The sequence below is a fragment of the Nocardia sp. NBC_01377 genome (genome assembly GCF_045040005.1).
Classification (GTDB): Bacteria; Actinomycetota; Actinomycetes; order Mycobacteriales; family Mycobacteriaceae; genus Nocardia; species Nocardia noduli.
Map to the genome: position 1 here is coordinate 7,949,826 of NZ_CP109566.1, position 24,019 is coordinate 7,973,844.

Below are 24,019 nucleotides of genomic sequence, written 5' to 3' on the forward strand. Positions count from 1 at the left end.
CCATGTTCGAAGGCGCTGACAAATCAGTCGAGCCGAATTCCGCGGGTCCGGGCGAGGACCAGCGGCAGCGGCGCGGTTCCGGATTGACCGGCGCCGTCGACTGGCGGCTGGCCGCGCGCACCGGTGCGGCGGTGGTGCCGTCGGGGCCGCGCACCACGCGGCGCTCCGCCGAACAGGTCGTCCAGGAACTCGCCGAGGCGTCCATCCGGGCGGAGAGTCCGGTGCGCGAGGTCAGCGGACTGCTCGACGATCGCCCGATCCCGTCGGCCCGGATCGTCGATCGACGCGGATGGATCGACGCCGCCGCCGATTCGATGGCGACGCTGACCGGCACCGGCGTCACCGGCGGCGGACTGCTGACCGGCAAACCCGCCGGTGTGCAGGCGGGCGCCATGCTGGCCTTCCTGTCCACCGCGATTCTCGGGCAATACGATCCGTTCACCGGCGAGGACGGCACCCTGCTGCTCGTCGCCCCGAATATCGTGGCGGTGGAACGCGCGCTCGGCGTCTCGGCGAGTGATTTCCGATTCTGGGTGTGCCTGCACGAGGTGACCCACCGGGTCCAGTTCTCCTCCGCGCCCTGGCTGGCCGACTACATGCGCGCCAATGTCGACATTCTCGGCGCGGTGGGCGAGGAACCGATGACCGAAGTGCTGTCGCGGCTACTCGACGAGTTGCGCGAGCGCCGCCGAGGCAACGTCCCCGACGATCCCGCCGCGCGCGGCATCGTCGGCCTGCTGCGCGCCACCCAGGCCCCCGCGCAGCGCGAGGCGCTCGACCGGCTGCTCGTGCTCGGCACCCTGCTCGAAGGCCACGCGGATCACGTGATGGATGCCGTCGGCCCCGCCGTGGTCCCGACCGTGAGCCAGATCCGCGCCGCCTTCGACAAACGCCGCACCCGGCCCACCAATCCGCTGCAACGCCTGTTGCGCGCCCTGCTAGGCGTCGACGCGAAGGTCGCCCAGTACGTGCGCGGCAAGGCGTTCGTCGATCACGTGGTCGACCGCGTGGGTATGCAGCAGTTCAACACGATCTGGACCGACGGTGACACCTTGCCGCGGCCGGAGGAGATCGAGGACGGGGATCGCTGGATCGCCCGCGTTCTCGGGTAGTCGGCGGGTGGGGTCGTCCCATCGGGGTGCACCCCGTGATCGTCGGATCGCCCGGGTGGGGCCTCGTTGTATCGGGCGGGACCGCGCGATAGGCACCGGCGCGGACCGCCGTCGGTTGTCTCGGAGCCGGGGCGGACGTGGTGGAGGTCGATTCCGCGCCGGGCATCGCCCCGCACATCCGTGGTCGGTGGTGTGGCCGGTCGGTACTCTCCCGGTATGGGTCCTGCGGTGGGAGTGACGCCGCCCGATTCGGGTGGGTTCGGTGCGAGTCGTCCCTCGCCGCGCAGGTTGCCCGAGACCGCCGCGGTACTCGAAGTGCGCAGGGCTGTCAGGGCGTGGTTGCGTACCTTCGCCGAGAGTCCAGGCGACGGCGCGACGAGTTCCACGGGTGTCGCGGTCGCCCTCTCGGGCGGGGCCGATTCACTGGCGTTGACCGCCGCCGCGGTGATCGAGGCGGACGAGGTCGACGCGCTGATCATCGACCACCGTCTGCAAACGGGCTCGGACGAGGTCGCGGCCCGAGCGGCCGCTACGGCGCTGGACCTCGGCTGCCGGACGGCACGGGTGTTACCGGTCGACGTCGGCGTCGACGGTGGATTGGAGGCGGCGGCCAGGCGTGCCAGATACGCGGCCCTCGATCTCGCCCGCGAAGGCCGTCCCGTGCTGCTCGGCCACACCATCGACGACCAGGCCGAAACGGTGCTGCTCGGCTTGGCGCGTGGATCGGGCGGACGGTCGATTCAGGGGATGGCCGCCTACACCGCACCGTGGGGGCGTCCCCTTCTCGGCGTGCGCAGGGCTGTGACCAGGCAATTGTGTGCCGATCTCGGACTGGTCCCGTACGAGGACCCGCATAATTCGGCACCGGAGTTCACCCGGGTCCGGCTGCGTACCGAAGTGTTGCCGCTGCTGGAGGAGGTGCTCGGCGGTGGAGTCGCCGCGGCGTTGGCCCGTACGGCCGACCAGTTGCGCGCGGACGGAACCGTCCTCGACGCGCTAGCGGAGCAGTTGCTGGAGTCGGCGCGAGGTCATGAGCGACCATCGAACGCCGAGTCGATCGTGGACGCGGTCGGTGATGGGTCGACGCTGTCGGTCGAGACCCTCGCCACTGCCCCCGAGGCGCTGCGCCGCCGGGCCATCCGGTTCTGGCTCCTCGACGGCGGTGCGAAAGCCCTGACCGAGAAACATTTGCGCGCGGTCGACGCACTGGTCACGGCGTGGCGGGGACAGGGCGGGGTCGCGGTCGGCGGCGGGTCGCCCGAGACGAGGTTGGTTGCCGCGCGGGAACGTGGCAGGCTGACACTGCGCGGACTCTGAATTTTTTCGCGCAGTGACTGATGCCGGATCGGGATCGACATCCTCGGTGCCGACCAACCACGGAAGGACACCAACCTACGTGTACGGGGACGACATTGCGTCGGTGCTGATCACCGAGGAACAGATCGCAGTCAAGACGCAGGAACTGGCCGAACTGATCGCCAAACGCTATCCGGTCGGTGCCCCCGAGGGTGACCTGCTGCTGGTGGGCGTGCTCAAGGGCGCGATCTTCTTCATGACCGATCTGGCGAAAGCCCTGTCCATCCCGACCCAGATGGAATTCATGGCCGTCTCCTCCTACGGTTCGTCCACCTCGTCCTCGGGCGTGGTGCGGATCATGAAGGACCTGGACAAGGACATCGCGGGCCGCAACGTCCTGATCGTCGAGGACATCATCGACTCCGGTCTGACCCTGTCCTGGCTCAAGCGCAACCTCTCCACCCGCAACCCGGCCTCCCTCGAGGTGGTCACGCTGCTACGCAAACCCGACGCCCTACGCACCCCCGTCGAGGTGGCCCACGTCGGCTTCGACATCCCCAACGATTTCGTCGTCGGCTACGGCCTCGACTATGCCGAGCGCTACCGCGACCTCCCCTACATCGGCACCCTCGACCCGAAGGTCTACGGCGGCGGAGCCTGAGCGGTTGCACGTTCGCCGTTCAGGGGAGTAGGGCGAAGATGGTGGCGGGGGAGCCGGAGGCGGCTCGGTAGAGGGGGCCGCCGACGAGGATCCAGGCGCCGGTGTGGGGGAGGTCGGCGAGGTTCGCCAGGCATTCGAGGCTGATGCGGTGGTCGCGGTAGAGCAGGTGGGAGACGGCGTAGGTGTCGTCGGTTCCCACGTCGGGGCCGAAGGTATCGGTGCCGAGTGCGCCGCGGCGGCCGAGTCTGCCGGTGCGTAGCAGCCATTCGACGGTGTCGACGGCGAAACCCGGTTGGTGTCCGGCGGATTCGCCGGTGCCGAAGAAATCGGGGGTGCCCCATTTCGCGTCCCATCCGGTCCATGCGACGATCGCCGCGCCGTCCGAGATACGGCCGTGGCGCGATTCCCAGTCGCACAGGTCGGCGACGGTGACGGCGTAGTCGCGGTCGGCGGCGCACTGTGCGCGCAGGTCGATCTTCACCGCGGGCAGCAGCAGATCGTCCACGTCGAGTTCGTCGGCGGCGAGCCCGTCGGGATCGAAGTGGATCGGTGCGCCCCAATGGGTTCCGGTGTGCTCACCCTGGTGGATCGCGCGCAGGTAGTAGCCGTCCTTCGCGACCGTCGCGACCGTGTCGAGGCGGAATTCGGGATCGCCGGGAAACAGCGGTGTCGTCGCCGGATCGTGGATGTGCGACAGGTTCACGAGCCGTCCGAACGGCCGGTTCACACCGCGCCCACCGGTGTCGCGGGAACCTGGACACCCTCGAGGGCCCGCAGATCGTTCTCCATCGCCCGGAACAGCAGATAGATGCCCGAGAACGCGATCACACTGCCGATAGCCAGAATTCGCAGCTCGACGATGATCGTCTCGAGATCCGCCTGGGTGAGCAGGGTCGCGCCCGCGACCGCGATCAGCGGTATGGACGCGGCGACGAGCAGCCAGATACCGCACCGGCGGCGCAATTTCCGCAGGCGGACGGCGTCCTCCTCGTCGATCTCCCCCTGGCTCAGGAACATCGGGTAGATACATCGCACGACGTAGAAGTTCACCAGGAAGAACGGATACACCAGCGCGATCGCGCCGCAGATCGCGTGCGAGACGACGAATTGCGCGTAGTCGTACGCGGTGATGGCGTCGGAGGTGCCGCGGATGACGATCGGGAACGAGGTGCCCGACAGCATCCACATCGTGAAGATCACCAGGATCGCTCGGTCGCCGAACAGGATGGTGTCGGTACGGGCGCGGCGCAGTGTCTCGGCGGAAAAGCGCCCGCCCCTGCGTAATCCGTGTGGGACGAAGATGAGGTGGCGGGACATGTACACGAGAACGACCGCGCCGAAACCGAATCCGACGGTGTTGACGATCGCCGCGCCGAAATCGAGTTTGCGAGCTGCCTCGTCGGTCAACTGGGGAACGACGAGAAGTCGCGTGTAGTCGATGTTGTAGATCGACGCGAGCATGTTCGGAATCAGGATGGCGAGGGTGATGAGCGGAATCCGCCACCGGCGCAACCGCAGGCGCAGTCCGTGCTCCGGCGGATCGACCAGGTCGCGGGCGCGGGCGTCGAGGCACAGATCCAACTGCTTGGCCAGCACCTCACCGTTCGACCAGCGTCGTTGCGGGTCCGGCTCCAGGCAGGTGAGCAGGATGCGCCGCAGCGCGGGCGGACAATCCGCGGGTAGCCGCGACAGCGCGTCGGCGGGTACGCCGTCGCGGCGCTGTCGCAGTGCCGCACGAGTATCGGTGGTCTGGGCGAACGGGGTCGCGCCGGTGAGCAGTTCCCACAGCAGGATCCCGAGGGAGTAGATCGCACCGCGCTGATCCGCCGCGCCGGTGTCCGCGGTGGCGAGATCCTCCGGCGACCGATAGGGCAGCGCGTTCTCCCGCTTCTCGCCGATATCGGAGAAATCGCCGAATTTCGGCTCGCCCTCCGCGGTGAACAGCACGTCGCCCGGTGTGATGACGCCGTATCGCACACCGTGCCGGTCGGCGTAGTCGAGCGCTTCGGCGAGCCTTCTGCCCAGCCACGCCACCGTCTCCGGCCAGCTCAGCGCCGAGATCTCCTCCCGCACACGCGAATCCGATGTGCGGATCTCGCCCCTGGTCTCCATCGCCCGGTCGACCGCGCGGAGAAGGACAGCGCCGCCGTCGGATTCGTGATCGCCGCGCAGTTGTTCGAGGACATCCTTCGCCGTGCCACCCGGCAGGTATTGCATGTAGACGAGCCGCCCGAAAACCGCCTCGGCGTCGAATCTCAGCGATTTGTGGTCGAAGACGCGGATGATGTGCGGATGGTCCAACCGCGCCACGGGTTGCGGTTCACCGCCGCCGGTGGTCGACAACCGGACCGCGACGAGTCGTTGCATGGAGATCTGCCTGGCCAGGAAGACCCGCCCCGACGCGCCGGTCCCGAGATCGGTGAGCAGGTCGAAATCGTCAATGCGCCTGCCCGGCGTGATCTCGGCGGGCAGGCTGTCCAGGGCCAGCGTGTTGGTATCGATCCGTTCGGCTTCGGCCGCGAGCCGCTCGCGCACCGAGTCGGCCAGTTCCGGATATTCGGCGAGGAAATCCTCCAGCGGCAGCGGGCCCTGGGCACGCCTGGTCGCGAATTCCTCGCACACCAATTCGACGAGCGCGGGGCTCTGCGCGACCTCGGGGAATTCCGCGCGGTATTCCGATATCCGCTTGGCCGGTCCGGCACCGTCCCAGCGGTGACGCAGGTCGATGCGGACCAGTTCGGTGAGCACGCCGAGGCGGGCGGTGCCGTCGTCGGGGACGTAGTCGGCGAGTCGCGGCACCGAGCGGTCGCCGTGCTGGGAACGCCGCCAGTCGGCGGTGAACCGAGCGACGGAATCGGCCCAGTGCACCGTCACCTGGGCGACTCCACGGGCGTGCTCGGTCGTGTCCGGATGGTCCGTACGGGCCGCAGAACCCGTCGGAGACGGGACGCGCGGGCGCGCTGGGGCCCGTCCCGTCGCACCTCGCGCTCCCCGCCGCCGGGGGCGACCACCCGTTCCAGCGCGCGCAGATCCGCCTCGAGGGCGCGGAACAGCAGGTAGGAGCCGACGAAGGCGATGATGCCGCCCGCGCACAGCACCCGCACCGCGACAATCACCTCGGGGATGTCACCAGGCGGCAGGAATGTCACCCCGACCACGGCGAGCAGCGGCACCGAGGCCGCGATGGCGAGGTAGCCGTTGCAGCGGCGGTCGAGACCGCGCAGCCATACCGCGTCCTCGGCGCTGATCTCGCCGTGACGCAGGAAAATCGGGTAGATGCACCGCACGATGTAGAACGTCGCAAGGAAGAACGGGTACGAGGCCGCGATGGCGCCGCAGACGAAGATCGAGGCGAGGAAGTGCACGACCGATCGCGCGGTGATCTCACCGGTCGCGACCTGGAGGGCGATCGGGAATATCAGGCCGGACAGCATCCACAGCGCGAACGCGACCGCCACGGCTCGCTCGCCGAGCAGCAGCGAATCGGCTCTGGCACGACGCAGGATCTGCGGGTCGTACCGCCGCCCTCGACGCAACCCGCGCGGCACCGTCAGGACATATCTCGACAGGTAGACCACGAACAGCATGCCCAGCGGGAAGAACACCGAATTGACCACGCCGGTGATGATCAGGAAGGTGCGCTGGGCCTCCTCGGTCATCCTGTCGACGATCAGATGCTGATTGTGCTGGATGTTGTACAACGAGGCGAGGGCGTTCGGCACACCGATGGCGAGCACGAGGATCGGGACGATCCACCGCCGCAGCCGCAGTCGCCAGCTGCCCGGCGGTGGGTCGACCAGATCGCGGGCCCGCGGATCCAGACACAGTTCGAGCTGTTTGGCCAGGGTCGCGCCGTTGTCCCAGCGCCCGGTCCGGTCCGGTGCGAGACAGGTCAGCAGGATGCGGCGCAACGCGGCCGGGCAGTCGGGGGGAAGCCGTTGCAACGCGGCCTCGTCCACGCCGCCGCTGCGACGTTCCAGCATCGCCTCGAGGGTGGTGTCGTCACCGTGCGCGTTCGCGCCCGCGGTGGAGTCGTCGAACGGTTTCGCGCCGGTCAGCAATTCCCACAGCACCACACCGAGTGAGTAGATATCGGCGCGGGTGTCCAGATCCGCCGCGCTGCGCTCGCGACCTGGATGACAGGCCTCCAGCTGCTCCGGTGACATGTAGGCCAGCGAGCCGCCGAAGTAGGCCACCGGACTCGTGCCTTCGACATTGCGGCTGAAACTGATGTTGAAATCGGCCAGTTTCGGCACGCCCTCCGCGGTGAGCAGCACATTGGCCGGTTTCACGTCGCGGTGCAGCACGCCGTGGTCCGAGGCGTAGTCCAGTGCCTCGGCCAGGCGTCGACCGAGCCAGGCGACCGTCTCCGGCCAGCTCAGCGCGGCGATCTCGGCGCGCAGACTGGAATCGGTCGGGCGGATCTCGCCCTTCTCCTCCATCGCCGCGTCCACGGCGTCGAGCAGCAGTCTGCCGCTGCGTTCCTCCTGCGGGGTCGCCCGCACCCAGCGCAACACACCGAGCAGCGTGCCGCCGGGCAGGAACTGCATGTAGAGCAGGCGCAATCGACGTGAACCGCCCGCGAATTCGTCGCCGGTATCGAGCAGACGCTGGTCGAAGACCCGCACGATGTAGTCGTGGTCGAGCTGGGCCAGGGTCTGCGGTTCGGTGCCGTGATCGGCCGAGATCTTCACCGCGACCAACCGTTGCAGCGAACGCTGCCGCGCCAGGAAGACACGGGCGAACGCGCCACTGCCCAGCCCGGTGAGCAGATCGAAATCATCGATGCGCTGGCCGATTTCGATGCGATCGAGAACACGGAACAGTCCGGGCTCGTGGCCCGCCGTCGTGCCGATCGCGGTGGCCGTCCCGGTGGCGTCGGTCGGATCCGTCGTACCGGCGGCCATGGTTTCGGTGGCGTCCGTTTGCGTGGCGTCAGTCTCGGTGGCGTCCGTCTGAGTGGCGTCCGCGGTTCGATTCACCTCGGTACCACGAGAGACGGGGGCGGTTCGGTTCAGGTCGGATTCCGGCGCGGCCACGGTGGGGACCGACGCGGTGCGGGTGATGTCGTCGTCCGCCTCCGGCGTGCCGACGCGCGTCGAGTCCTCGATCGCGGCCCGGTGGGTGCTCTGGTCCAGGTCGTCGGTATTGAGCAGACCTCGGAGTTCGGCGGCCTGTCCTGGATATTCGCGAAGGCATTCGCGCGGATCGACTCGCTCACCGCTGTGCCGACGGACGACGAATTCCTCGTAGACCAGGCCGGGGGGAATGCTGTCGCGATCGAGTTCGGGAAATTCGGCGCAGTATTCGCTGAGCCTTTTGCGTCGCACGTCGCGTTCGGATTCCGCGGATCCGGTCCTGGTGCCGGGGCGCCGGAGCCAGCGGTGGCGCAGATCGACGCGAATCAGCTCGACCAGGGCTTCTCTGCGCAGGGTCGTGGCATCGGGCAGATATTCGGCGATCTCGGGCAGCTGGGACACGGTGTTCCCGGTCGCCGCGGCGCGCGCGGTGGATTCCCAGGCTGCGGCGAATGCCTCCACGGCACTCGACTCGGCTCGTGTCACAGCCCCACGGCCACCGGTTCCGCCCTCGGAACCCATGTCCGGACTGGAAAAACTATCGGACTCGGCACTCATTCTCGGACCTTGCGGCTGGGCGGATGTTCGGGAATTCCGCGCTGATCGGTCGGTGGCCGCTGCGGAAATTTCCGCAACACCCGACGCCATCATCCCCCGAGCAGTAGTCGGAATGATACTTTGCGGCGCGAGAGCAGATCACCCGAATTCGACAACGAAGCGACGGGGGCGAATCAGCACATGTCTTACACGGCGCGCACGACGAGCGCGAAAACAGCAGCCGAACACGATCGCGACGAGGCAGGCGAGATCCTCCGCTCCACCGGCACGGCCGGGACCACGGGTACGGACACGACGGCCGATCGCGATCACGGGAGCCCCGACGAGATGCGGCGACCGGGTAACGCGGCGAGCAAGCAGACAGTATCGGACCGCGAATCGAGGTCGCTCACCGGGGTGGCCCCCATCACAGTGGACGCCTCGAAATCGGCTCCACGCGCGGTGCACGCGCTCGACGTCCGCACCGCGACGGCGGTCGCCGCGCACGTGCGCGAGGGCACGCTCACCCCGACCGACGCGGTCGAAGCGGCGCTGGCCAGGATCACGGCCGAGAATTCGAAAACCAACGCGCTCACGCTCATTCGCGCGGACGCGGCGTGCGCCGAGGCGGCGGCGGTCGAGCAGCGCGACGATCTGGACGTCCTGCCGCTCGCGGGGGTTCCCGTCGCGGTCGAGCACGGCCTACCGGTCACCGGCGTGACGATGTCGCGCGGTTCCGAGGCCACCGACCGGTCGCCCGCCACCGCCGATCACCCGGTGGTGCGCCGGTTGCGCGCGGCGGGCGCGGTGGTCGTCGGGACGAGCGCGATCTCCGAGATGGGTCTGTGGCCGATGGCGGACGACGCGGATTCGGCGACCCGCAACCCGTGGAATCTGGAGCGCGGAGCGGGCGGGGCCGCCGCGGCGGTGGCCGCGGGCCTGGTTCCGGTGGCGCACGGTATCGACGGCACGGGTTCGGTGCGCATCGCCGCGGCGTGCTGCGGAGTTTTCGGTTTCAAGCCGGGCAGGTACACCGTTCCGGCCGATATCGGCGTCGACGGCTGGGGTGGTCTGGCCGAGAACGGTGTTCTCGCAACGACGGTCGATGACGCGGCGCTGATGCTGTCGGTGATGGCGGGCAGGCCCGATCTGGCCGAGCCGGATACACCGGGACGACTACGTATCGGTCTGGCCCTCGCCCCGCCGCACCGTTTCTTCCGGGTCGACAGGCAGTGGGCGCAAGCGGCCCGGTCCGCGGCCGAAACCGCCGAACGAGCCGGGCATATCATCGACACGGTCACCGTGCCCTACGGGGCCGCTCTACCGGCGGTACTCCTACGGTGGCTCACCGCGGAACTACCCGGCGTCGAACGACTACCGCGACCCGAACGACTACAGCCGAGAACTCGGCGTCATCTCGCACTCGGCAGGTTGGTGGACCGCCTGCGGCTCGTTCGCCCCGCGCAGATCGATCGGATCGAAGCGCGATTACTGGAACTGTTCGACAACTACGACGTCGTGATCACCCCGACGCTCGCGGCCCCGCCGCCCCGCGCACGCATTCGCGGAGCCCGCGGCTGGCTCGCCAACATTCTCACCGCCGCCCGCCTTTCCCCTTTCACCCCCGTGTGGAATCTGGTCGGCTGGCCCGCGGCATCCATCCCGATGGGCACCCATACCCGCACGAACACCCCGGTCGCCGCCCAACTCGCCGGCCCGCCCGGCAGTGAATCCACCCTGCTCGGCCTCGCGGCCCAATTGGAACAACATCGCCCGTGGCGGCGCATCGCCCCGTAGGCGCGTCGGCGCGTCGGCTGGACGCCACTCGGTCAGTTCGATGAGGTGGCGCTGAAACCGCCGTCGACGGCGCGGCCGGCGAATTCGAGAATGGTCGGGCGGGAGTCGTCGGCGCGCCATGCCACCGCGAGTTCGCACGGTGCGAGTCCGTTGACGGGACGTGCGGCGAGTCCGGGCCAGCGGTACATCGGCACATTGTTCTCGGCCAAGAGGCAGATACCGAGTCCGAGGCTGACGGCCTCCAGTTTGTCTTCCGGCGTCGCGGCCTCCGCGCCGATCTTGGCCTGACGCCCGTTCCTGGCGTCGTTGCCGAGCCAGAAGTCGCGTACCGCACCGGCTTCGGAGGGCAGCGCGATGAACGGCTCGTCGAGCAGATCGGTGAATTCGATGATCTCGTTGTCGGCCAGCGCGTGATTCTCCGGCAGCAACACCCAGCGTGGTTCGGTGCGCAGCACCTGCCAGCGGTAGCGGTTCGGATCGGGTAGCGGTAGCCACACCAGCGCGAGATCGGCCTGTCGTCCGCCGAGTCCGCTCGACGCGTCGGTCCACGACGCGGCGTGCAGGGCGAGGCGATGTCCGCTCGCGCTTTCGAGATCGTTGAGCAGACCCCGTCCGAGCGCGGACTGGATGCCGACGCGCAGCACTTCACCCGCCTCCTGGAGGGAGACGTTGGTGACCTCCCAGAGTTCGAGGATCTTGCGCGCGCCTTCGAGCAGTTCCTTACCCGCGACGGTCAGGGCGACGCTGCGCTGGTTGCGGTCGAACAGGACCACGTCGAGCTGACGTTCGAGCTGGCGAATCTGGCGCGACAGCGTGGGTTGAGCGATGTGCAGCCGCTGGGCGGCGTTGGTGAAATGCAGTTCCTCAGCGACAGCGACGAAATACCGCAGGTCGCGCAAGTGCGGGTCCATAGCCCCTTGCTATCAGAATTAGTCGGGAATTTCTAGCCTTATCAAGCCAAAAAGTCGGAATACGGCCTCAGAAACCGTCGATAGGTTTGTTAAGGACAGCATATTGCTTGTCATGGTCATGTGCACGCTCCAGCGGGCGAATCTCGAGCAGACTCGAAAAAGATGGCATGACCTATCAATGTTGGACGTCCGACCAGGGGAAATGGTCCAAACTTCATCGGCCGCGCACGTGAGGTCCGGCCGGTCGATCGACATCGGTGAATCGGCAGGAATCATTCGTCGGTTCCGGCCGGGATCTGCGAAATTCAGTCGCGTGACTTTAGTCACTAATTGGTTTGTCGACGGGCTCGGTGGAGGCTCCGGCACACCGGACGCACCACGGCGACGGACCCCGCGGACGCGAAACGGGGCGCCGGGGAACTTCCCCGGCGCCCCGTTTCGCGGTGCGGAAGATCAGACGCTGCGCGCCCGGTCCTCGTAGGCCTTGCGCCGATCGGCGTCGACATCGTCGAGGAAGGCATGACCCGAACCCAGCGCGCGGCCGAGACTGTCGCCGACCGCTTCCGGCAGGAATCCCACGAACCGCGAAATGGCCCCGGCCACCGCGGTCACCCTGACCTTCGACTTGGGCGACGCGATCAGGCCGACGATCGCGTCGGCGATCTCCTCCGGCTCGGCCGGACGCAACAGCTTCGGCGGCGTGACGCCCGAACCGAGTTCGGTATTGGTCAGTGTCGGCAATACCGAGGAGAAGTGCACGCCCGAACCCCGGTACTCCTCGCGCAGGGTGTCGGTGAAACCGAGCACCGCGTGTTTGCTGGCGTTGTAGGTGGCCAGACCCGGGATATGGGTCTCACCCGCCAGCGACGCGATATTGACGATATGGCCGCTCTTGCGCGGCAGCATCCGGGCCAGCCCCAGTTTGGCACCGAGGATCACGCCGTAGACGTTGATATCGAGAATGCGACGGGTGACCTGATCGGGTTCGTCGACGAGTCGGCCGGTCGGCATGATGCCCGCGTTGTTGATCAGGACGTCGATCGGGCCGACGGTGCGTTCGACCTCGTCCAGGAAACTCTCGAACGAGGCGGTGTCGGTGACGTCGAGCTTCCCGTACAGCTCGAAATCGCGCGCGGTGCCGGATTCCTTGACGGTGGTCTCGTCGATATCGCCGATGGCGATCTTCGCGCCGAGCGCCTGCAACGCGGTCGCGGTGGCGAGGCCGATACCGCGCGCGCCACCGGTGATGACGATGACCTTGCCGCGCATCGCGGCGCGGAACTTGTCGCTCATTTGCTGTCCCCTCGGAGTTTGAGCAGTGCGGGCAGGTCGACGCGACGCAGGCCGCGCGCCCCCGCCGCGCGCATGGCGCCGACGGCCATCAGCAGATTCGAGGACTTGTACGGGTACCAGAACAGTTCCTTGCCCTGGGTCGGCAGGATCGGCTTGGTGATGGCCTGCTGACGGCAGTACTTGCGGACACCGTTCGCGCCGCCCCAGCGCGCGCCGACCCCGGACAGGCCCCAACCGCCCATCGGCAGCGCGTAACTGAACAGATTGGCGAACACATCGTTGATGTTCACCGCCCCCGCGTTCAATTGCCGTGCCACCCGCTCGCCGCGATCCTTGTCCCCGGTCCAGACCGAGGCCGAGAGACCGTAGACGGAATCGTTGGCCAGTCGGATGGCTTCCGCCTCGTCGGCGACCTTCATCACCGGCAGCGTCGGGCCGAAGGTCTCCTCGGCGACGCAGGACATGCTGTGATCGACGTCGATGAGCACCGTCGGCTCGAAGAAGGTGCCCTGTCCCGTCCTCTTGCCGCCGGTGAGCACGGTCGCGCCGGCGGCGACGGCCTCGTCCACGTGCCGTTGCACGATGCTCACCTGGTTCTCGTTGGCCAGCGCGCCCACGTCGTGGTTCAGGTCGCGTCCGTCGATGCCCTGGCGCAGCGCCTTGACGTTCGCGGTGAGTTTGGCGACGAATTCGTCGTAGACCGGCGCTTCGACGTACACCCGTTCGACCGAGATGCACACCTGACCGGCGTTGAACATGCCGCCGAAGGCGATGCCGTGCGCGGCCCGATCGATATCGGCGTCGGCCAGCACGATCGCCGGATCCTTACCGCCCAGTTCGAGGCTGTAGGGGATCATCCGCTCGACACAGGCCGCGGCGATCTTGCGTCCGGTCGCGGTGGACCCGGTGAACTGGATGTAGTCGGCCTCGGCGACGACGCCCGCGCCAGTGGCCCCGGCGCCGGTGACGACCGCGAAAACCGGCGGAGCGCCGATCTCGGCCCAGCCCCTTGCCAATTCGAGCGCCGACAGCGGCGTCACCTCGGACGGTTTGAGGATGACGGCGGCGCCCGCGGCCAACGCCGGGATGACATCCATGATCGGCATCGCCAGTGGGAAATTCCACGGCGTGATCACGCCGACGACCTGGTACGGCCGGTAGACCGTCGTCAACTTCTTGACCCTGGCCAGCGGGCTGTGCGGCGACGGGTGGTCGTCGGCGAGGAATTTCGCCGCGCGCCGGGCGTAGTACCCGATGAGGTCGCAGCCGAAGGCGGGATCGATCAGGGCGTCCGCGCGGGGTTTGGAGGTCTCCGATTGCAGGACGTCGGCCAGGTGCTCGGTGTTGTCGATCAGCCAGTCCTGGAGTTTCAGCAACCATTCCTTGCGGCCGTCGGGGCCGATGGCTTCCCATTCCGGCTGGTAGAGGCGCAGTTCACGGACCTGCGCCGCGACCTCGCGCGCGCTCTGGTCCGGCACGGTGCCGACGATCTCGCCGGTGCCGGGATTGCGCACCTCGATGACGGCGGGCCCGGTGCCCTCCGCTGCCGCCTTCCCGTTGGTGGCCTTGGGCCGCTCGGTATCGGTCACTGCTGTTCTCCCACTGACGTTGTGCTGAACCGCGCGGAACCGATCACTGTGAATCAGCTCACTGCCTATGATCGTGACACAATTCCAGAGGACTTTCTTGGCCCGTGCGGTCAAGTATGTCCCGCGAATTTGTACTCTGGAACCAAATTTCCGCGGTGGACCGCGATGAACGAGGGAGGCGGGCGATGGCCGTGGCACCCGAACGCGTCGGGCCCGACAGCGAAGTGGTCCGCGAGTGGCTGGCCGAGTACGTCTTCGAGACGATGCGCACCGAAACCCTCGACCAGGTGGTCGAGCGGCTCGATACCGCGATCGTCGCGAAGGTGCCCGAACTCGCCGACCGCGATATGCGTCGTGACCTGGCCGCGAGTACCCGCTCGCACGCGCGGACCATGCTGAGCGGTCTCACCACCGACGGCCTCGAATTCGTCATTCCCGAGGAGGCGCACGCGCTCGCGCGCACCATCGCCAGGCGCGGATTCGAACTGCGGGTGCTGCTGCGGACCTACCACTCCGGCATGGACGCGGTCCTGGAGTACATGAACGACGTCATCGACCAGCACAAGGTGCCGCGCGAACTGGAACGCGCGGTGATGCTGCGCCTGTTCGACAGATCGACGAAATGGATAAGCATGTCGGTGGAACAGCTCACCGACACCTATATGGAAGAGCGTGAACAGGTCCTGCGCGCCGCGCTCAACCGCAGGACCGAGACGGTGCGCGCACTACTGGCGGGCGACGAGATCGACACCGAACTCGCGTCGGTGCGGTTGGGTTACCGGCTCTCGCAACAGCATGTGGCCTTCGTGCTCTGGGCCGACGAACCGGCCGCCGAACTCGGCGGCGACGGCGAGATGGTCGGCCTGCTCGACCGGGTCGCCACCGAACTGGCCGGTGCGCTCGGCAGCAACCGCGTACTCACACTGCCCTCGGGGGCCAGCGGTATGTGGGCGTGGGCCGGACTCGACACGGCGCGGGCGGAGGAACTGTCCGCCCCCGGCGCGCTCGAACTCGCGCTGTCCGGCCTGCCGCTCGCGCCCGTGCGGGTGGCGTTCGGGGTGCCGACCGGACAGCTGAGCGGCTTCAGGGAAAGTCATCGGGAGGCGGTGGCCGCGCGTCAGGTCGCCGAACGAGGAGCCGCGGCGGCCAGGGTGACCGCCTACCGAGCTGTCGAGGTCGCCTACCTCGCGGGCGCGGACGAGGCTGCCATGCACGGGCTCGTCGCCAGGGAACTGCGCGCGCTCGCGGGCCGTGACGTCAATGCCGCGCGGTTGCGCGAGACGTTGCACGCCTACCTGCTGAGCAGGCGCAGTCCCGAGAGCGCGGCGAGACTGCTCGGCGTGCACAAGAACACCGTGCGCTATCGGATCCAGCGGATCGAGGAACTGCTCGGTCATTCGATCGAACAGCGCGGCCTGGCCTTGGAGATCGCCATGGCCTGCGTCGCCGCCTACGGGGTCGACGCGCTGCCGTGAGCACGCCGTCCAGGTGTCAGCGCTAGTCGCGTAGCGTCGACTGCGCGGCCGACGGAGCGGGTGCGCTCGACAGGTCTGCCAATAGCTGTGTGGTAGCGGATGCGATCGCGGTGACTGCTTTGTCGACGGCGGCCTTGGTGGCGGTGCTCAGGCCGGAGACTCCACCGACCGTTCGCACGTACTGCAGTGCGGCAGCGTAGATTTCCTGCTCGGTTGCGGCAGGCTCGAGGCCACGCAGAAGGGTGATGTTGTCGGGCATGGGTGCACATTAGCCCCCATCTACGTATCACGGCAGAACAAGTTTGCGAGGAGGCCGAAATCTCCCGGAAGAATCTCCCGGAAGACCCACGTGTTGACGATAAGTACGGGACCGACGGAGTTACATGGGGAAGAATCGGAATATGCCTTCCCGCGGTGTACCCCCGTTGACCACATTCCCCTACGACGAACTGGACAAGCGGGAAGAAGATCATTGGTCCGGGTCCGCGGTATCCGATGACGAACTGCGCGCGCTGGCGCTCGGCGGTTTCTATTCGGCCCGCTGGGACGCCTTCCACGACGCGCTACTCCTCGGTCCGGAACGCGAGCACCCGCTCGGAGACCGCCGTGAACTCGCGATCGACACGTTGACCGGCGCGTGGGGCATCACCGACAGCACCGAGGCGCAGGCCTCCATGGAACAGTTGCTCGCCGGGATGCACGCACCGCTCTACGCGCTGGTGCACCCGCTGGTGATGGCGTCCATCAACGCCAGCGAGCGCGATCGCTTCGGGGAACGCGCCGACCGGCACCGCGCATTTCTGCGTCAGGTCGGTTCGTTTCGTGGAATGGACAATCCGGAGGCGCTGGTCCGCGATTACGACATCTGGTCGCAGGCGATCAAAATCGGTTTCACCGATCATCTGGCCCGCCCGTTGCCCAGCGATATCCACGCCTGGGATCTGGCCAGGGTGGTCGCGGTGGCGAGGATGGCGTTCACCGCGGGTTACCTGGAAGCCGATGTGGCCTGGGATTATTTGATGCGCGCGCTTCCGTTGGCGCAGCGCAAATACCGCAATTGGCGTCAATTCGGCGACGCCTATCTCGCCGGGTGGACCTACTGGCAGGCCTGCGAGGATCTCGCCGAACTCAAGAACGGCGGCGTCGACCGGCGCATGGAACTACTGCGCCTGTGGTTGCGCCCGACGAGTCCGTGGCGGCGGATCACGCTCAACGCCGGGTAGCGCTCGGCCCGGCGGCGTCGCGCTATCCGCCGTCGGGCAACGACCGCAGGATGCCCCTGCCGTATCGCTGGAACTGCGTGTCGTCCACCATGCCGAGGGAATGCCGTTCCACCAGCAGTTCCCATTCCGAATACAGCTGTGCCACACCGGGATCGGCCGGCCCAGCGGCGCCGTCGGCGGAATCGCGACGGATCGCGAAATTCACCGCGCAGGTGACCCGCTCGGTATCGGCGCGTTCGGTGCCGGTGAAGTGGAGCGTGACATTGCCGTCGTGCACATCGATACCGGCTTCCCCACGCGCGCCGATCTCGCCGGGCGCGGACGGGACGCCGTCGGTGGTGCGAGCCCACAGCACGGCCGGAATCGGCAGTTCGTGCGCGTAGCGCTCACCGGGACCGATCGAGACGAACAACAGCCGTTCGGTGGTCGCGGCGAGCAACCCCTGACCGGTTCCCGCGGGCGGATGGCCGACGGCGATCGCGGTCTCCAGCACGTATTCGTCGGGGGTGACGTAACGGTGCAGGGCCGCGACGGCGGATTTCACCTCGCGCCTCGGGGTCATCCTGCGCACCGCGCGCTCGACATCGGCGCGGGTGGGGCCACTCTTGGCCCAGCTGGGAGCGGGCGGATGCAGATCGGGCGCGGCGACGTCGATGCGCTGGCTCGCCAGCACCTGATCGTTGATCCGGTCGACGATCCCCGTCGCGGCGGGGACGTCGTGCTCGGCGATGAGCACGGGAAGCGGGGTGCGGTCGGCGGGCACGCCGGTCAGCACCGGGGTGGGGTAACGCAGAAAGATCTCGATGACGACGGCGTCGTCGGCGCGACGGTTCAGCCTGACCTTGAGTAGGTCGGTGACCGGTACGTCGAGTACGCGCTCGCCTTCGCTCCCCGGCCGTAGGACGATCAATCGTCCGTGACCGTGGCGCACTATCGCTGTGGGTGTCCGTAGCTCGACTATGTCCATACCCCCTGCGCTCTTGTCTGGTGTGGCGTATGCGGGCGACCTGCGCGGCGAAAATCTGTCGCTTCGCCCACCTCCTTCGAGGCCGCTCGACCACTCCGCGATGTTGTGTCGTCGCTCACGATAGGCCGAACATGCCATGATTGTGACCACTCGGGGTAAACCGGAGCGGGGATCTCGGGAACCACCTTCGTTCCCCGGCCGTTTACCTGTCGAACTGCACCAACTGCCGAACTGCGCGATGTATCGAGTAGACCGTACGCGGTAACGTGGCTTGTCCGCATCCGAATCCGTCCCGCACGCGGGTGGGCGAGGGTGTGATCCGACACCGCCACGGCGGGTTGCGACACAGACGCCGCCCGACGTTCCGCTAGGCAGACCGGAGACACCGGAAAGGACTGGCCACCCGGCCGACGCTCTATGAACCGCAAGACAGTGTTTCGCACTCTGGCCATAATCGCGGGCATCCTGCTCGTTGTTTATGCGTTCAGCTATTTCGGTAACGACACGCGCGGCTGGAAGAGCGTCGATACGTCGGTGGCCCTGAGCCAGCTCGAGAACAAGGGCAACGTCAAGAACGTCCAGATCGATGACCGCGAACAGCAGTTGCGGATCGAGCTGAACAACGGCAACGACGCCACCGAGGGCGAGAGCAAGATCATCGCCAAGTTCCCCGGCGGCAGTGAGACCTCGGCGCAGATATTCGACGCGGTCCAGAAATCCGGCGCACCGTACGACACGGTGGTCAAACAGGAGAGTCTGCTCACCCAGATCCTGTTGTTCGTCCTGCCGACGGTCATCCTGCTCGGCCTTTTCCTCTTCGTCATGGCTCGTATGCAGGGCGGTGGCCGCGGCGGCATGATGGGCTTCGGTAAATCGAAGGCCAAACAGCTGTCCAAGGACATGCCCAAGACCACGTTCTCCGATGTGGCGGGCGCGGACGAGGCCGTCGAAGAGCTGTACGAGATCAAGGACTTCCTCCAGAATCCGGTGCGCTACCAGGCGCTCGGCGCGAAGATCCCCAAGGGCGTGCTGCTCTACGGTCCGCCGGGAACGGGTAAGACGCTGCTCGCGCGCGCTGTCGCGGGCGAGGCGGGTGTGCCGTTCTTCACGATCTCCGGTTCGGATTTCGTCGAGATGTTCGTCGGTGTCGGCGCCTCCCGTGTGCGCGACCTGTTCGAACAGGCCAAGCAGAACAGCCCGTGCATCATCTTCGTCGACGAGATCGACGCGGTCGGCCGTCAACGTGGCGCGGGCCTCGGCGGCGGTCACGACGAGCGCGAGCAGACGCTGAACCAGTTGCTCGTCGAGATGGACGGCTTCGGCGACCGCACCGGCATCATCCTGATCGCCGCGACCAACCGCCCCGACATCCTCGATCCCGCGTTGCTGCGTCCCGGTCGTTTCGACCGTCAGATCCCGGTCGGCAATCCGGATCTCGCGGGCCGTCGCGCCATCCTGCGCGTGCATTCGCAGGGCAAGCCGATCGCCCCCGACGCCGACCTCGACGGTCTCGCCAAGCGCACCGTCGGCATGTCCGGCGCGGATCTCGCCAATGTCATCAATGAGGCCGCGCTGCTCACCGCCCGCGAGAACGGCGCCGTGATCACCGGCGACTCGCTGGAGGAATCGGTCGACCGCGTCATCGGCGGCCCCCGCCGCAAGAGTCGCATCATCAGCGAGCACGAGAAGAAGATCACCGCCTACCACGAGGGTGGTCACACCCTGGCCGCGTGGGCGATGCCCGATATCGAACCGGTCTACAAGGTCACCATCCTCGCCCGCGGTCGCACCGGCGGTCACGCCATGACGGTGCCCGAGGACGACAAGGGCCTGATGACCCGCTCGGAGATGATCGCCCGCCTGGTGATGGCGATGGGTGGCCGCGCGGCCGAGGAACTTGTGTTCCACGAGCCGACCACCGGCGCGTCCTCCGATATCGACCAGGCCACCAAGATCGCGCGCGCCATGGTCACCGAATACGGCATGAGTTCGCGTCTGGGCGCGGTGCGCTACGGCCAGGAACAGGGCGATCCGTTCCTCGGCCGCTCGATGGGCGTGAGTTCGGACTACTCGCACGAGGTCGCGGGCGCCATCGACGAGGAGGTGCGCAACCTGATCGAGGCCGCGCACACCGAGGCGTGGTCGATTCTCAACGAGTACCGCGACGTGCTCGACGTTCTCGCGACGGCGCTGCTCGAGAAGGAGACGCTGCACCGCAAGGAACTGGAGCCGTTGCTCACCGCGGTGCAGAAACGTCCGCGCATCACCGCGTTCAACGATTTCGGCGATCGGGTGCCCTCGGACAAGCCGCCGGTCAAGACGCCGGGTGAACTGGCCGCCGAGCGCGGCGAGCCGTGGCCGCCGGAGCCGGTGGTTCCGCTGCCCGCCGCCGCGACCGCGCAACGCGAGCCCGCGCCCGCCAACGGCTACCCGCAGGAGGGCTACCAGGCCCAGCCGCAGTACGGCCATCCGGGATCCTCGGGCGGCTATCCGACCGGTGGTTACCCCTTGCCGCAGGCCCCGACCCACGCGCTGCCCCGCCAGGGCGGTCCGACGCACGGTTCGCGTCCGGATTACGGCGCTCCCGCGGGCTGGTCGGCTCCGGGCTGGCCGCCGCGCGACGAACCGCAGCAGTCGGGACAGCAGGGGTACGGCGGCGGACGGTCCGGCCAGGGCGATCAGCACGGCGGCTACCAGCCGTGGGCCAATCCGCAGCAGGGGCAGCCCGGTGCGGATCGCGGATACGACCGCGGTGGCTACGACGAACCCGCTCAGCAGAACGATGGCGAGAATCGGGACTGGGAAGGACCGAACGGTCGGCACTGATTTTCCGGTGGCCCTGTGAGGCCACCGGAAGCGGCCGATTACGCTCGACCATCGGGGTGCCTAGTGATTGCTGCACCCGGGATTTTGGAGGTGTCCTCGATTGTCGCCCAAGCATGACGTCGTCGATCAGACGCGCAACGGCTCCGAGGGGGCCGAACGCGGCGGGTCCGACGCGGATCAGGCCAGGCCGGAACTCATCGCGGTGGAGAGCGGGCGTCCGTTCGACCAACCGCGCGCCGAGGCGGCCGTTCGAGAATTGCTGATCGCGGTCGGCGAGGATCCCGATCGACCGGGGCTGCTCGACACTCCCGCCCGTGTCGCCCGCGCCTACCGGGAAGTCTTCGCCGGTCTGTACACCGAGCCGGACGCGGTGCTGAACACCACGTTCGACGAGGGGCACCAGGAATTGGTGCTGGTCCGCGACATTCCGCTGTACTCGACCTGCGAACACCACCTGGTGTCCTTCCACGGTGTCGCGCACGTCGGCTACATCCCCGGCGCACACGGTCGGGTCACCGGGTTGTCCAAACTCGCCAGGCTGGTCGATCTCTACGCCAAGCGCCCTCAGGTCCAGGAACGGCTGACCAGCCAGATCGCCGACGCGGTCATGCGGAAGCTGGATCCGCGCGGCGCGATCGTGGTCGTCGAGGCGGAACACCTGTGCATGGCGATGCGCGGTATCCGCAAGCCGGGTGCGAGCACGACCACCTCGGCGGTGCGCGGACTGTTGCAGACCAGCGCCTCCTCGCGTTCGGAGGCACTCGACCTCATTCTTCGGAAGTGAGGCAGCGGCGGTGGCGGAATCCGGGAGCGCGAGGGTCACAGCGGCGGTGAGCCGGTGACGCGAGTCGGAATCCTCACCCCGCGTTCCGGTCGCGGTTGCGTGGTGATGGGCGTGGTGAACGTCACCAGTGACTCGTTCTCCGACGGTGGCCGATATCTCGACACCGATCGCGCCGTCGCGCACGGCATCGCGCTGTACGAACTCGGCGCCGACATCATCGACGTCGGCGGTGAGTCAACACGCCCCGGCGCGATCCGGATCGATCCGGGTACCGAAGCCGCGCGGGTGACCCCGGTGATCCGCGCGCTGGTCGAAGCGGGTGTGCCGACCAGTGTCGACACCATGCGCGCCGACGTGGCCGAGGCCGCCATCGTGGCGGGGGTCTCGATCGTGAACGACGTGTCGGGCGGCCGCGCCGACCCGGCGATGGTGCACGTCGTCGCCGCGGCGGATATCCCCTGGATCCTCATGCACTGGCGGGCTGCGGCCGATTACCGCCATACCGGTCCCGCCGACCACTACGACGATGTCGTCGTCGAGGTGCGCGCGGAACTGAACGCCCAGGTGGACATGGCTGTCGCCGCGGGCGTCGACCCGCACAGACTGCTGCTCGATCCCGGCCTCGGTTTCGCCAAGAACGCCGAACACAACTGGGCCCTGCTCGGCGCGCTGCCGCGGTTGGTGGCCGACGGGCTCCCCGTGCTGATCGGCGCGTCACGCAAACGTTTTCTCGGCGCGCTGCTGGCCGGCGAGTCGGGCCCGCGCCCGCCCGACGGCAGGGAGACGGCGACCGCGACCATCTCGGCGCTGGCCGCGCTGCACGGCGCGTGGGGTGTCCGGGTGCACGATGTCCGCGCCTCGCTGGACGCGCTCGCGGTGACCGATGCCTGGCGGGCCGCCGCCGATCAACCGCACGCCGCCGCGTCGGCGGGCGCATCGTCACGGGGAGCGACCGGATGACCGAAACGTCCATCGATTCCGGCCGTGAGCGCGGCCTCGGTTCCGGTGCGGACCGGATCGAACTACGCGGATTGCGCGTGTTCGGCCACCACGGCGTCTTCGAGCACGAGAAACGCGACGGCCAGGAGTTCATCATCGATCTCACCGTCTGGGTGGATTTCGCCGCGGCCGCCGCTTCCGACGACCTCGCCGCCACCGTGGACTACGGCGCGCTCGCGGATCGGGCGGTGCGGATCGTGTCTGGCACCCCGCGCGATCTGATCGAGACGGTGGTCTCCGAGGTCGCCGACGACGTGATGACCGATCCGCGGATCCGCGCCGTCGAGGTGGTCGTGCACAAACCCTCAGCGCCGATTCCGCACACCTTCGCCGATGTCCGGGTGGTCACCTCGCGGACCAGGGCGGTGACCGGATGATCGGGACCGGTGCCCGCGAGGCGCGTTCGTGAGCCGGGCGGTTCTGTCGATCGGTTCCAACATGGGTGATCGGCTCGGCTACCTGCGCGGTGTCGTCGACGGTTTCGGCGGTCGGGTCGTGGCGGTGTCCTCGGTGTACTCGACGCCGCCGTGGGGCGGTGTCGATCAGGACGACTATCTGAATGCCGTTGTGCTGGTGGATGATCCGGATCTCGACTGTCGGGATTGGCTGGCCGAGGGGCAGCGGATGGAACAGGCGGCCGAGCGGGTGCGCGTCATCCGCTGGGGTGCGCGCACCCTGGATGTGGACGTGGTCTGGTGCGGTACCGGGACCGAGCCGATCCTCAGCGACGATCCGGTGCTGACGCTGCCGCATCCGCAGGCGCGTCATCGGGCTTTCGTGCTGGTGCCGTGGCTGGAGGTCGAACCGGACGCGACATTGCCCGTCGACGGTGCGATCCGTACGGTGCGTGAGCTGCTGGCCGAATTGGCGGACGAGGAGCGCGACGGGGTGCTGCGGACCGAGTTGTCGTTGTCGGGCGAGCCGAGGGGCGCCTCGTGAAACTCTCACCGACCCGCGTGCTGGATCTGGTGGCGGATTTCCTCGTCGCCACGATCGCGGCATGGATCGCGACCAGGGTCGCCTACAGCAGTTTTCCGCCGATCTCGGTGCTGGCGGGCGCCTCGCTGTATCCGGTGGCCGCGATCGAGGTGGCGCTGGCCTTCGTCATCCGGGCCAGGGTCAACGATCGTGAGATCGGTGACGGCAGGCATCAGTTGCATCCGATCACCGTCGCTCGGGCGGTGGCGCTGGCGAAGGCATCGGCACACGTGGGCGCGATCGCCTCGGGGATCTGGCTCGGCTTCCTGTTCTGGGTGTTCCCGCAGCGCGGAACGCTACGCGCGGCCACCGCCGATTCTCCCGGCGCGATCGTCGGCCTGCTGGCGGGAGCCGCCCTGGTCGGCGCCGCGTTGTGGCTCGAGTATTGCTGTCGGGCACCGGAAGACCCGACCGATGATACGGCTACCACTTAGCAATCGTTCCGGGTGGAATCACAGAATGAATTTGTGGGCGGGCGGTCGCATCCGGGCTA

General features: G+C 67.8%; 20 protein-coding genes. 12 read left to right on the forward strand and 8 right to left on the reverse strand.

Going from position 1 to position 24,019, the window contains the following annotated elements; all coding sequences use genetic code 11:
* The first annotated feature begins 2 nt into the window (after positions 1 to 2).
* From OG225_RS36550 to hpt, 3 genes are all read left to right on the forward strand, one after another.
* On the forward strand, positions 3 to 1,112 hold the full coding sequence (locus OG225_RS36550) for a zinc-dependent metalloprotease (RefSeq protein ID WP_405179276.1): 1,110 nt from the start codon (positions 3 to 5) through the stop codon (positions 1,110 to 1,112).
* Between the two features lie 216 nt (positions 1,113 to 1,328).
* A complete protein-coding gene (tilS, locus tag OG225_RS36555; RefSeq protein ID WP_405179277.1) occupies positions 1,329 to 2,429 on the forward strand; it encodes a tRNA lysidine(34) synthetase TilS in 1,101 nt (366 codons plus the stop codon).
* Between the two features lie 79 nt (positions 2,430 to 2,508).
* On the forward strand, positions 2,509 to 3,069 hold the full coding sequence (hpt, locus tag OG225_RS36560) for a hypoxanthine phosphoribosyltransferase (RefSeq protein WP_216913417.1): 561 nt from the start codon (positions 2,509 to 2,511) through the stop codon (positions 3,067 to 3,069).
* Positions 3,070 to 3,088: 19 nt separating this feature from the next.
* Here hpt and OG225_RS36565 read toward each other — a convergent pair whose 3' ends face one another.
* The 3 genes from OG225_RS36565 to OG225_RS36575 are packed head-to-tail and all read right to left on the reverse strand — an operon-like array spanning position 3,089 to position 8,633.
* Positions 3,089 to 3,772, reverse strand: a complete 684-nt coding sequence (locus OG225_RS36565) for a cyclase family protein (protein ID WP_405179278.1) — start codon at positions 3,770 to 3,772, stop codon at positions 3,089 to 3,091.
* 20 nt (positions 3,773 to 3,792) lie between these two features.
* Complete coding sequence (locus OG225_RS36570) at positions 3,793 to 5,943, reverse strand: protein kinase domain-containing protein (protein WP_405179279.1); 2,151 nt, start codon at positions 5,941 to 5,943, stop codon at positions 3,793 to 3,795.
* On the reverse strand, positions 5,940 to 8,633 hold the full coding sequence (locus tag OG225_RS36575; protein WP_405179280.1) for a serine/threonine-protein kinase: 2,694 nt from the start codon (positions 8,631 to 8,633) through the stop codon (positions 5,940 to 5,942). Before OG225_RS36575 ends, OG225_RS36570 begins: the two co-directional genes overlap by 4 nt.
* Positions 8,634 to 8,885: 252 nt before the next feature.
* Here OG225_RS36575 and OG225_RS36580 point away from each other — a divergent pair, with 252 nt between their 5' ends.
* Complete coding sequence (locus OG225_RS36580) at positions 8,886 to 10,481, forward strand: amidase (protein WP_405179281.1); 1,596 nt, start codon at positions 8,886 to 8,888, stop codon at positions 10,479 to 10,481.
* 32 nt (positions 10,482 to 10,513) lie between these two features.
* On the opposite strand, the gene OG225_RS36585 is transcribed toward OG225_RS36580, so the two are convergent.
* From OG225_RS36585 to OG225_RS36595, 3 genes are all read right to left on the reverse strand, one after another.
* Positions 10,514 to 11,392 carry a LysR family transcriptional regulator gene (locus OG225_RS36585; RefSeq protein ID WP_405179282.1) on the reverse strand — a complete coding sequence of 293 codons (879 nt, stop codon included), beginning with the start codon at positions 11,390 to 11,392 and terminating at the stop codon, positions 10,514 to 10,516.
* Positions 11,393 to 11,845: 453 nt separating this feature from the next.
* Entirely contained in the window at positions 11,846 to 12,685 is an 840-nt protein-coding gene (locus tag OG225_RS36590) for an SDR family oxidoreductase (RefSeq protein WP_405179283.1), read from the reverse strand.
* On the reverse strand, positions 12,682 to 14,274 hold the full coding sequence (locus OG225_RS36595) for an aldehyde dehydrogenase family protein (protein WP_405179284.1): 1,593 nt from the start codon (positions 14,272 to 14,274) through the stop codon (positions 12,682 to 12,684). The genes OG225_RS36590 and OG225_RS36595 overlap by 4 nt, the downstream gene beginning before the upstream one ends.
* Before the next feature lie 185 nt (positions 14,275 to 14,459).
* Between OG225_RS36595 and OG225_RS36600 the strand changes: the two genes are divergently transcribed.
* On the forward strand, positions 14,460 to 15,749 hold the full coding sequence (locus OG225_RS36600; protein WP_405179285.1) for a PucR family transcriptional regulator: 1,290 nt from the start codon (positions 14,460 to 14,462) through the stop codon (positions 15,747 to 15,749).
* A 22-nt stretch (positions 15,750 to 15,771) separates the two neighbouring features.
* Here the strand turns inward: OG225_RS36600 and OG225_RS36605 are convergent, their stop codons facing one another.
* Positions 15,772 to 16,008 carry a DUF2277 domain-containing protein gene (locus tag OG225_RS36605; protein WP_109525075.1) on the reverse strand — a complete coding sequence of 79 codons (237 nt, stop codon included), beginning with the start codon at positions 16,006 to 16,008 and terminating at the stop codon, positions 15,772 to 15,774.
* 142 nt (positions 16,009 to 16,150) lie between these two features.
* Here OG225_RS36605 and OG225_RS36610 point away from each other — a divergent pair, with 142 nt between their 5' ends.
* Positions 16,151 to 16,972 (forward strand): DUF1266 domain-containing protein, encoded by an 822-nt coding sequence (locus OG225_RS36610; protein ID WP_216913400.1) that lies wholly within the window; start codon positions 16,151 to 16,153, stop codon positions 16,970 to 16,972.
* Between the two features lie 22 nt (positions 16,973 to 16,994).
* Here OG225_RS36610 and OG225_RS36615 read toward each other — a convergent pair whose 3' ends face one another.
* The gene (locus OG225_RS36615) at positions 16,995 to 17,939 is read right to left on the reverse strand and encodes a hypothetical protein (protein WP_405179286.1); all 945 of its coding nucleotides are present in this window, start codon (positions 17,937 to 17,939) and stop codon (positions 16,995 to 16,997) included.
* 417 nt (positions 17,940 to 18,356) lie between these two features.
* On the opposite strand from OG225_RS36615, the gene ftsH reads away from it, so the two are divergent.
* From ftsH to OG225_RS36645, 6 genes are all read left to right on the forward strand, one after another.
* Positions 18,357 to 20,765, forward strand: a complete 2,409-nt coding sequence (gene ftsH / locus OG225_RS36620) for an ATP-dependent zinc metalloprotease FtsH (RefSeq protein WP_405179287.1) — start codon at positions 18,357 to 18,359, stop codon at positions 20,763 to 20,765.
* A 196-nt stretch (positions 20,766 to 20,961) separates the two neighbouring features.
* Positions 20,962 to 21,549 carry a GTP cyclohydrolase I FolE gene (folE, locus tag OG225_RS36625; protein WP_405183489.1) on the forward strand — a complete coding sequence of 196 codons (588 nt, stop codon included), beginning with the start codon at positions 20,962 to 20,964 and terminating at the stop codon, positions 21,547 to 21,549.
* Positions 21,550 to 21,654: 105 nt separating this feature from the next.
* Entirely contained in the window at positions 21,655 to 22,509 is an 855-nt protein-coding gene (folP, locus tag OG225_RS36630) for a dihydropteroate synthase (RefSeq protein ID WP_405183490.1), read from the forward strand.
* Entirely contained in the window at positions 22,506 to 22,925 is a 420-nt protein-coding gene (gene folB, locus OG225_RS36635; RefSeq protein ID WP_405179288.1) for a dihydroneopterin aldolase, read from the forward strand. Before folP ends, folB begins: the two co-directional genes overlap by 4 nt.
* 28 nt (positions 22,926 to 22,953) lie before the next feature.
* Complete coding sequence (folK, locus tag OG225_RS36640; RefSeq protein WP_405179289.1) at positions 22,954 to 23,487, forward strand: 2-amino-4-hydroxy-6-hydroxymethyldihydropteridine diphosphokinase; 534 nt, start codon at positions 22,954 to 22,956, stop codon at positions 23,485 to 23,487.
* Positions 23,484 to 23,960, forward strand: a complete 477-nt coding sequence (locus OG225_RS36645) for a DUF3180 domain-containing protein (protein WP_405179290.1) — start codon at positions 23,484 to 23,486, stop codon at positions 23,958 to 23,960. Before folK ends, OG225_RS36645 begins: the two co-directional genes overlap by 4 nt.
* Positions 23,961 to 24,019: the final 59 nt, after the last annotated feature.

Coding starts and splice junctions, on each gene's coding strand:
- OG225_RS36590 (WP_405179283.1), bottom strand. CDS start 12,685: ATGAGCGACAAGTTCCGCGCCGCGATGCGCGGCAAGGTCATCGTCATC.
- folB (WP_405179288.1), top strand. CDS start 22,506: ATGACCGAAACGTCCATCGATTCCGGCCGTGAGCGCGGCCTCGGTTCC.
- OG225_RS36600 (WP_405179285.1), top strand. CDS start 14,460: ATGGCCGTGGCACCCGAACGCGTCGGGCCCGACAGCGAAGTGGTCCGC.
- OG225_RS36585 (WP_405179282.1), bottom strand. CDS start 11,392: ATGGACCCGCACTTGCGCGACCTGCGGTATTTCGTCGCTGTCGCTGAG.
- OG225_RS36615 (WP_405179286.1), bottom strand. CDS start 17,939: ATGGACATAGTCGAGCTACGGACACCCACAGCGATAGTGCGCCACGGT.
- OG225_RS36580 (WP_405179281.1), top strand. CDS start 8,886: ATGTCTTACACGGCGCGCACGACGAGCGCGAAAACAGCAGCCGAACAC.
- OG225_RS36610 (WP_216913400.1), top strand. CDS start 16,151: ATGCCTTCCCGCGGTGTACCCCCGTTGACCACATTCCCCTACGACGAA.
- tilS (WP_405179277.1), top strand. CDS start 1,329: ATGGGTCCTGCGGTGGGAGTGACGCCGCCCGATTCGGGTGGGTTCGGT.
- OG225_RS36550 (WP_405179276.1), top strand. CDS start 3: ATGTTCGAAGGCGCTGACAAATCAGTCGAGCCGAATTCCGCGGGTCCG.
- folP (WP_405183490.1), top strand. CDS start 21,655: ATGGGCGTGGTGAACGTCACCAGTGACTCGTTCTCCGACGGTGGCCGA.
- OG225_RS36605 (WP_109525075.1), bottom strand. CDS start 16,008: ATGCCCGACAACATCACCCTTCTGCGTGGCCTCGAGCCTGCCGCAACC.
- ftsH (WP_405179287.1), top strand. CDS start 18,357: ATGAACCGCAAGACAGTGTTTCGCACTCTGGCCATAATCGCGGGCATC.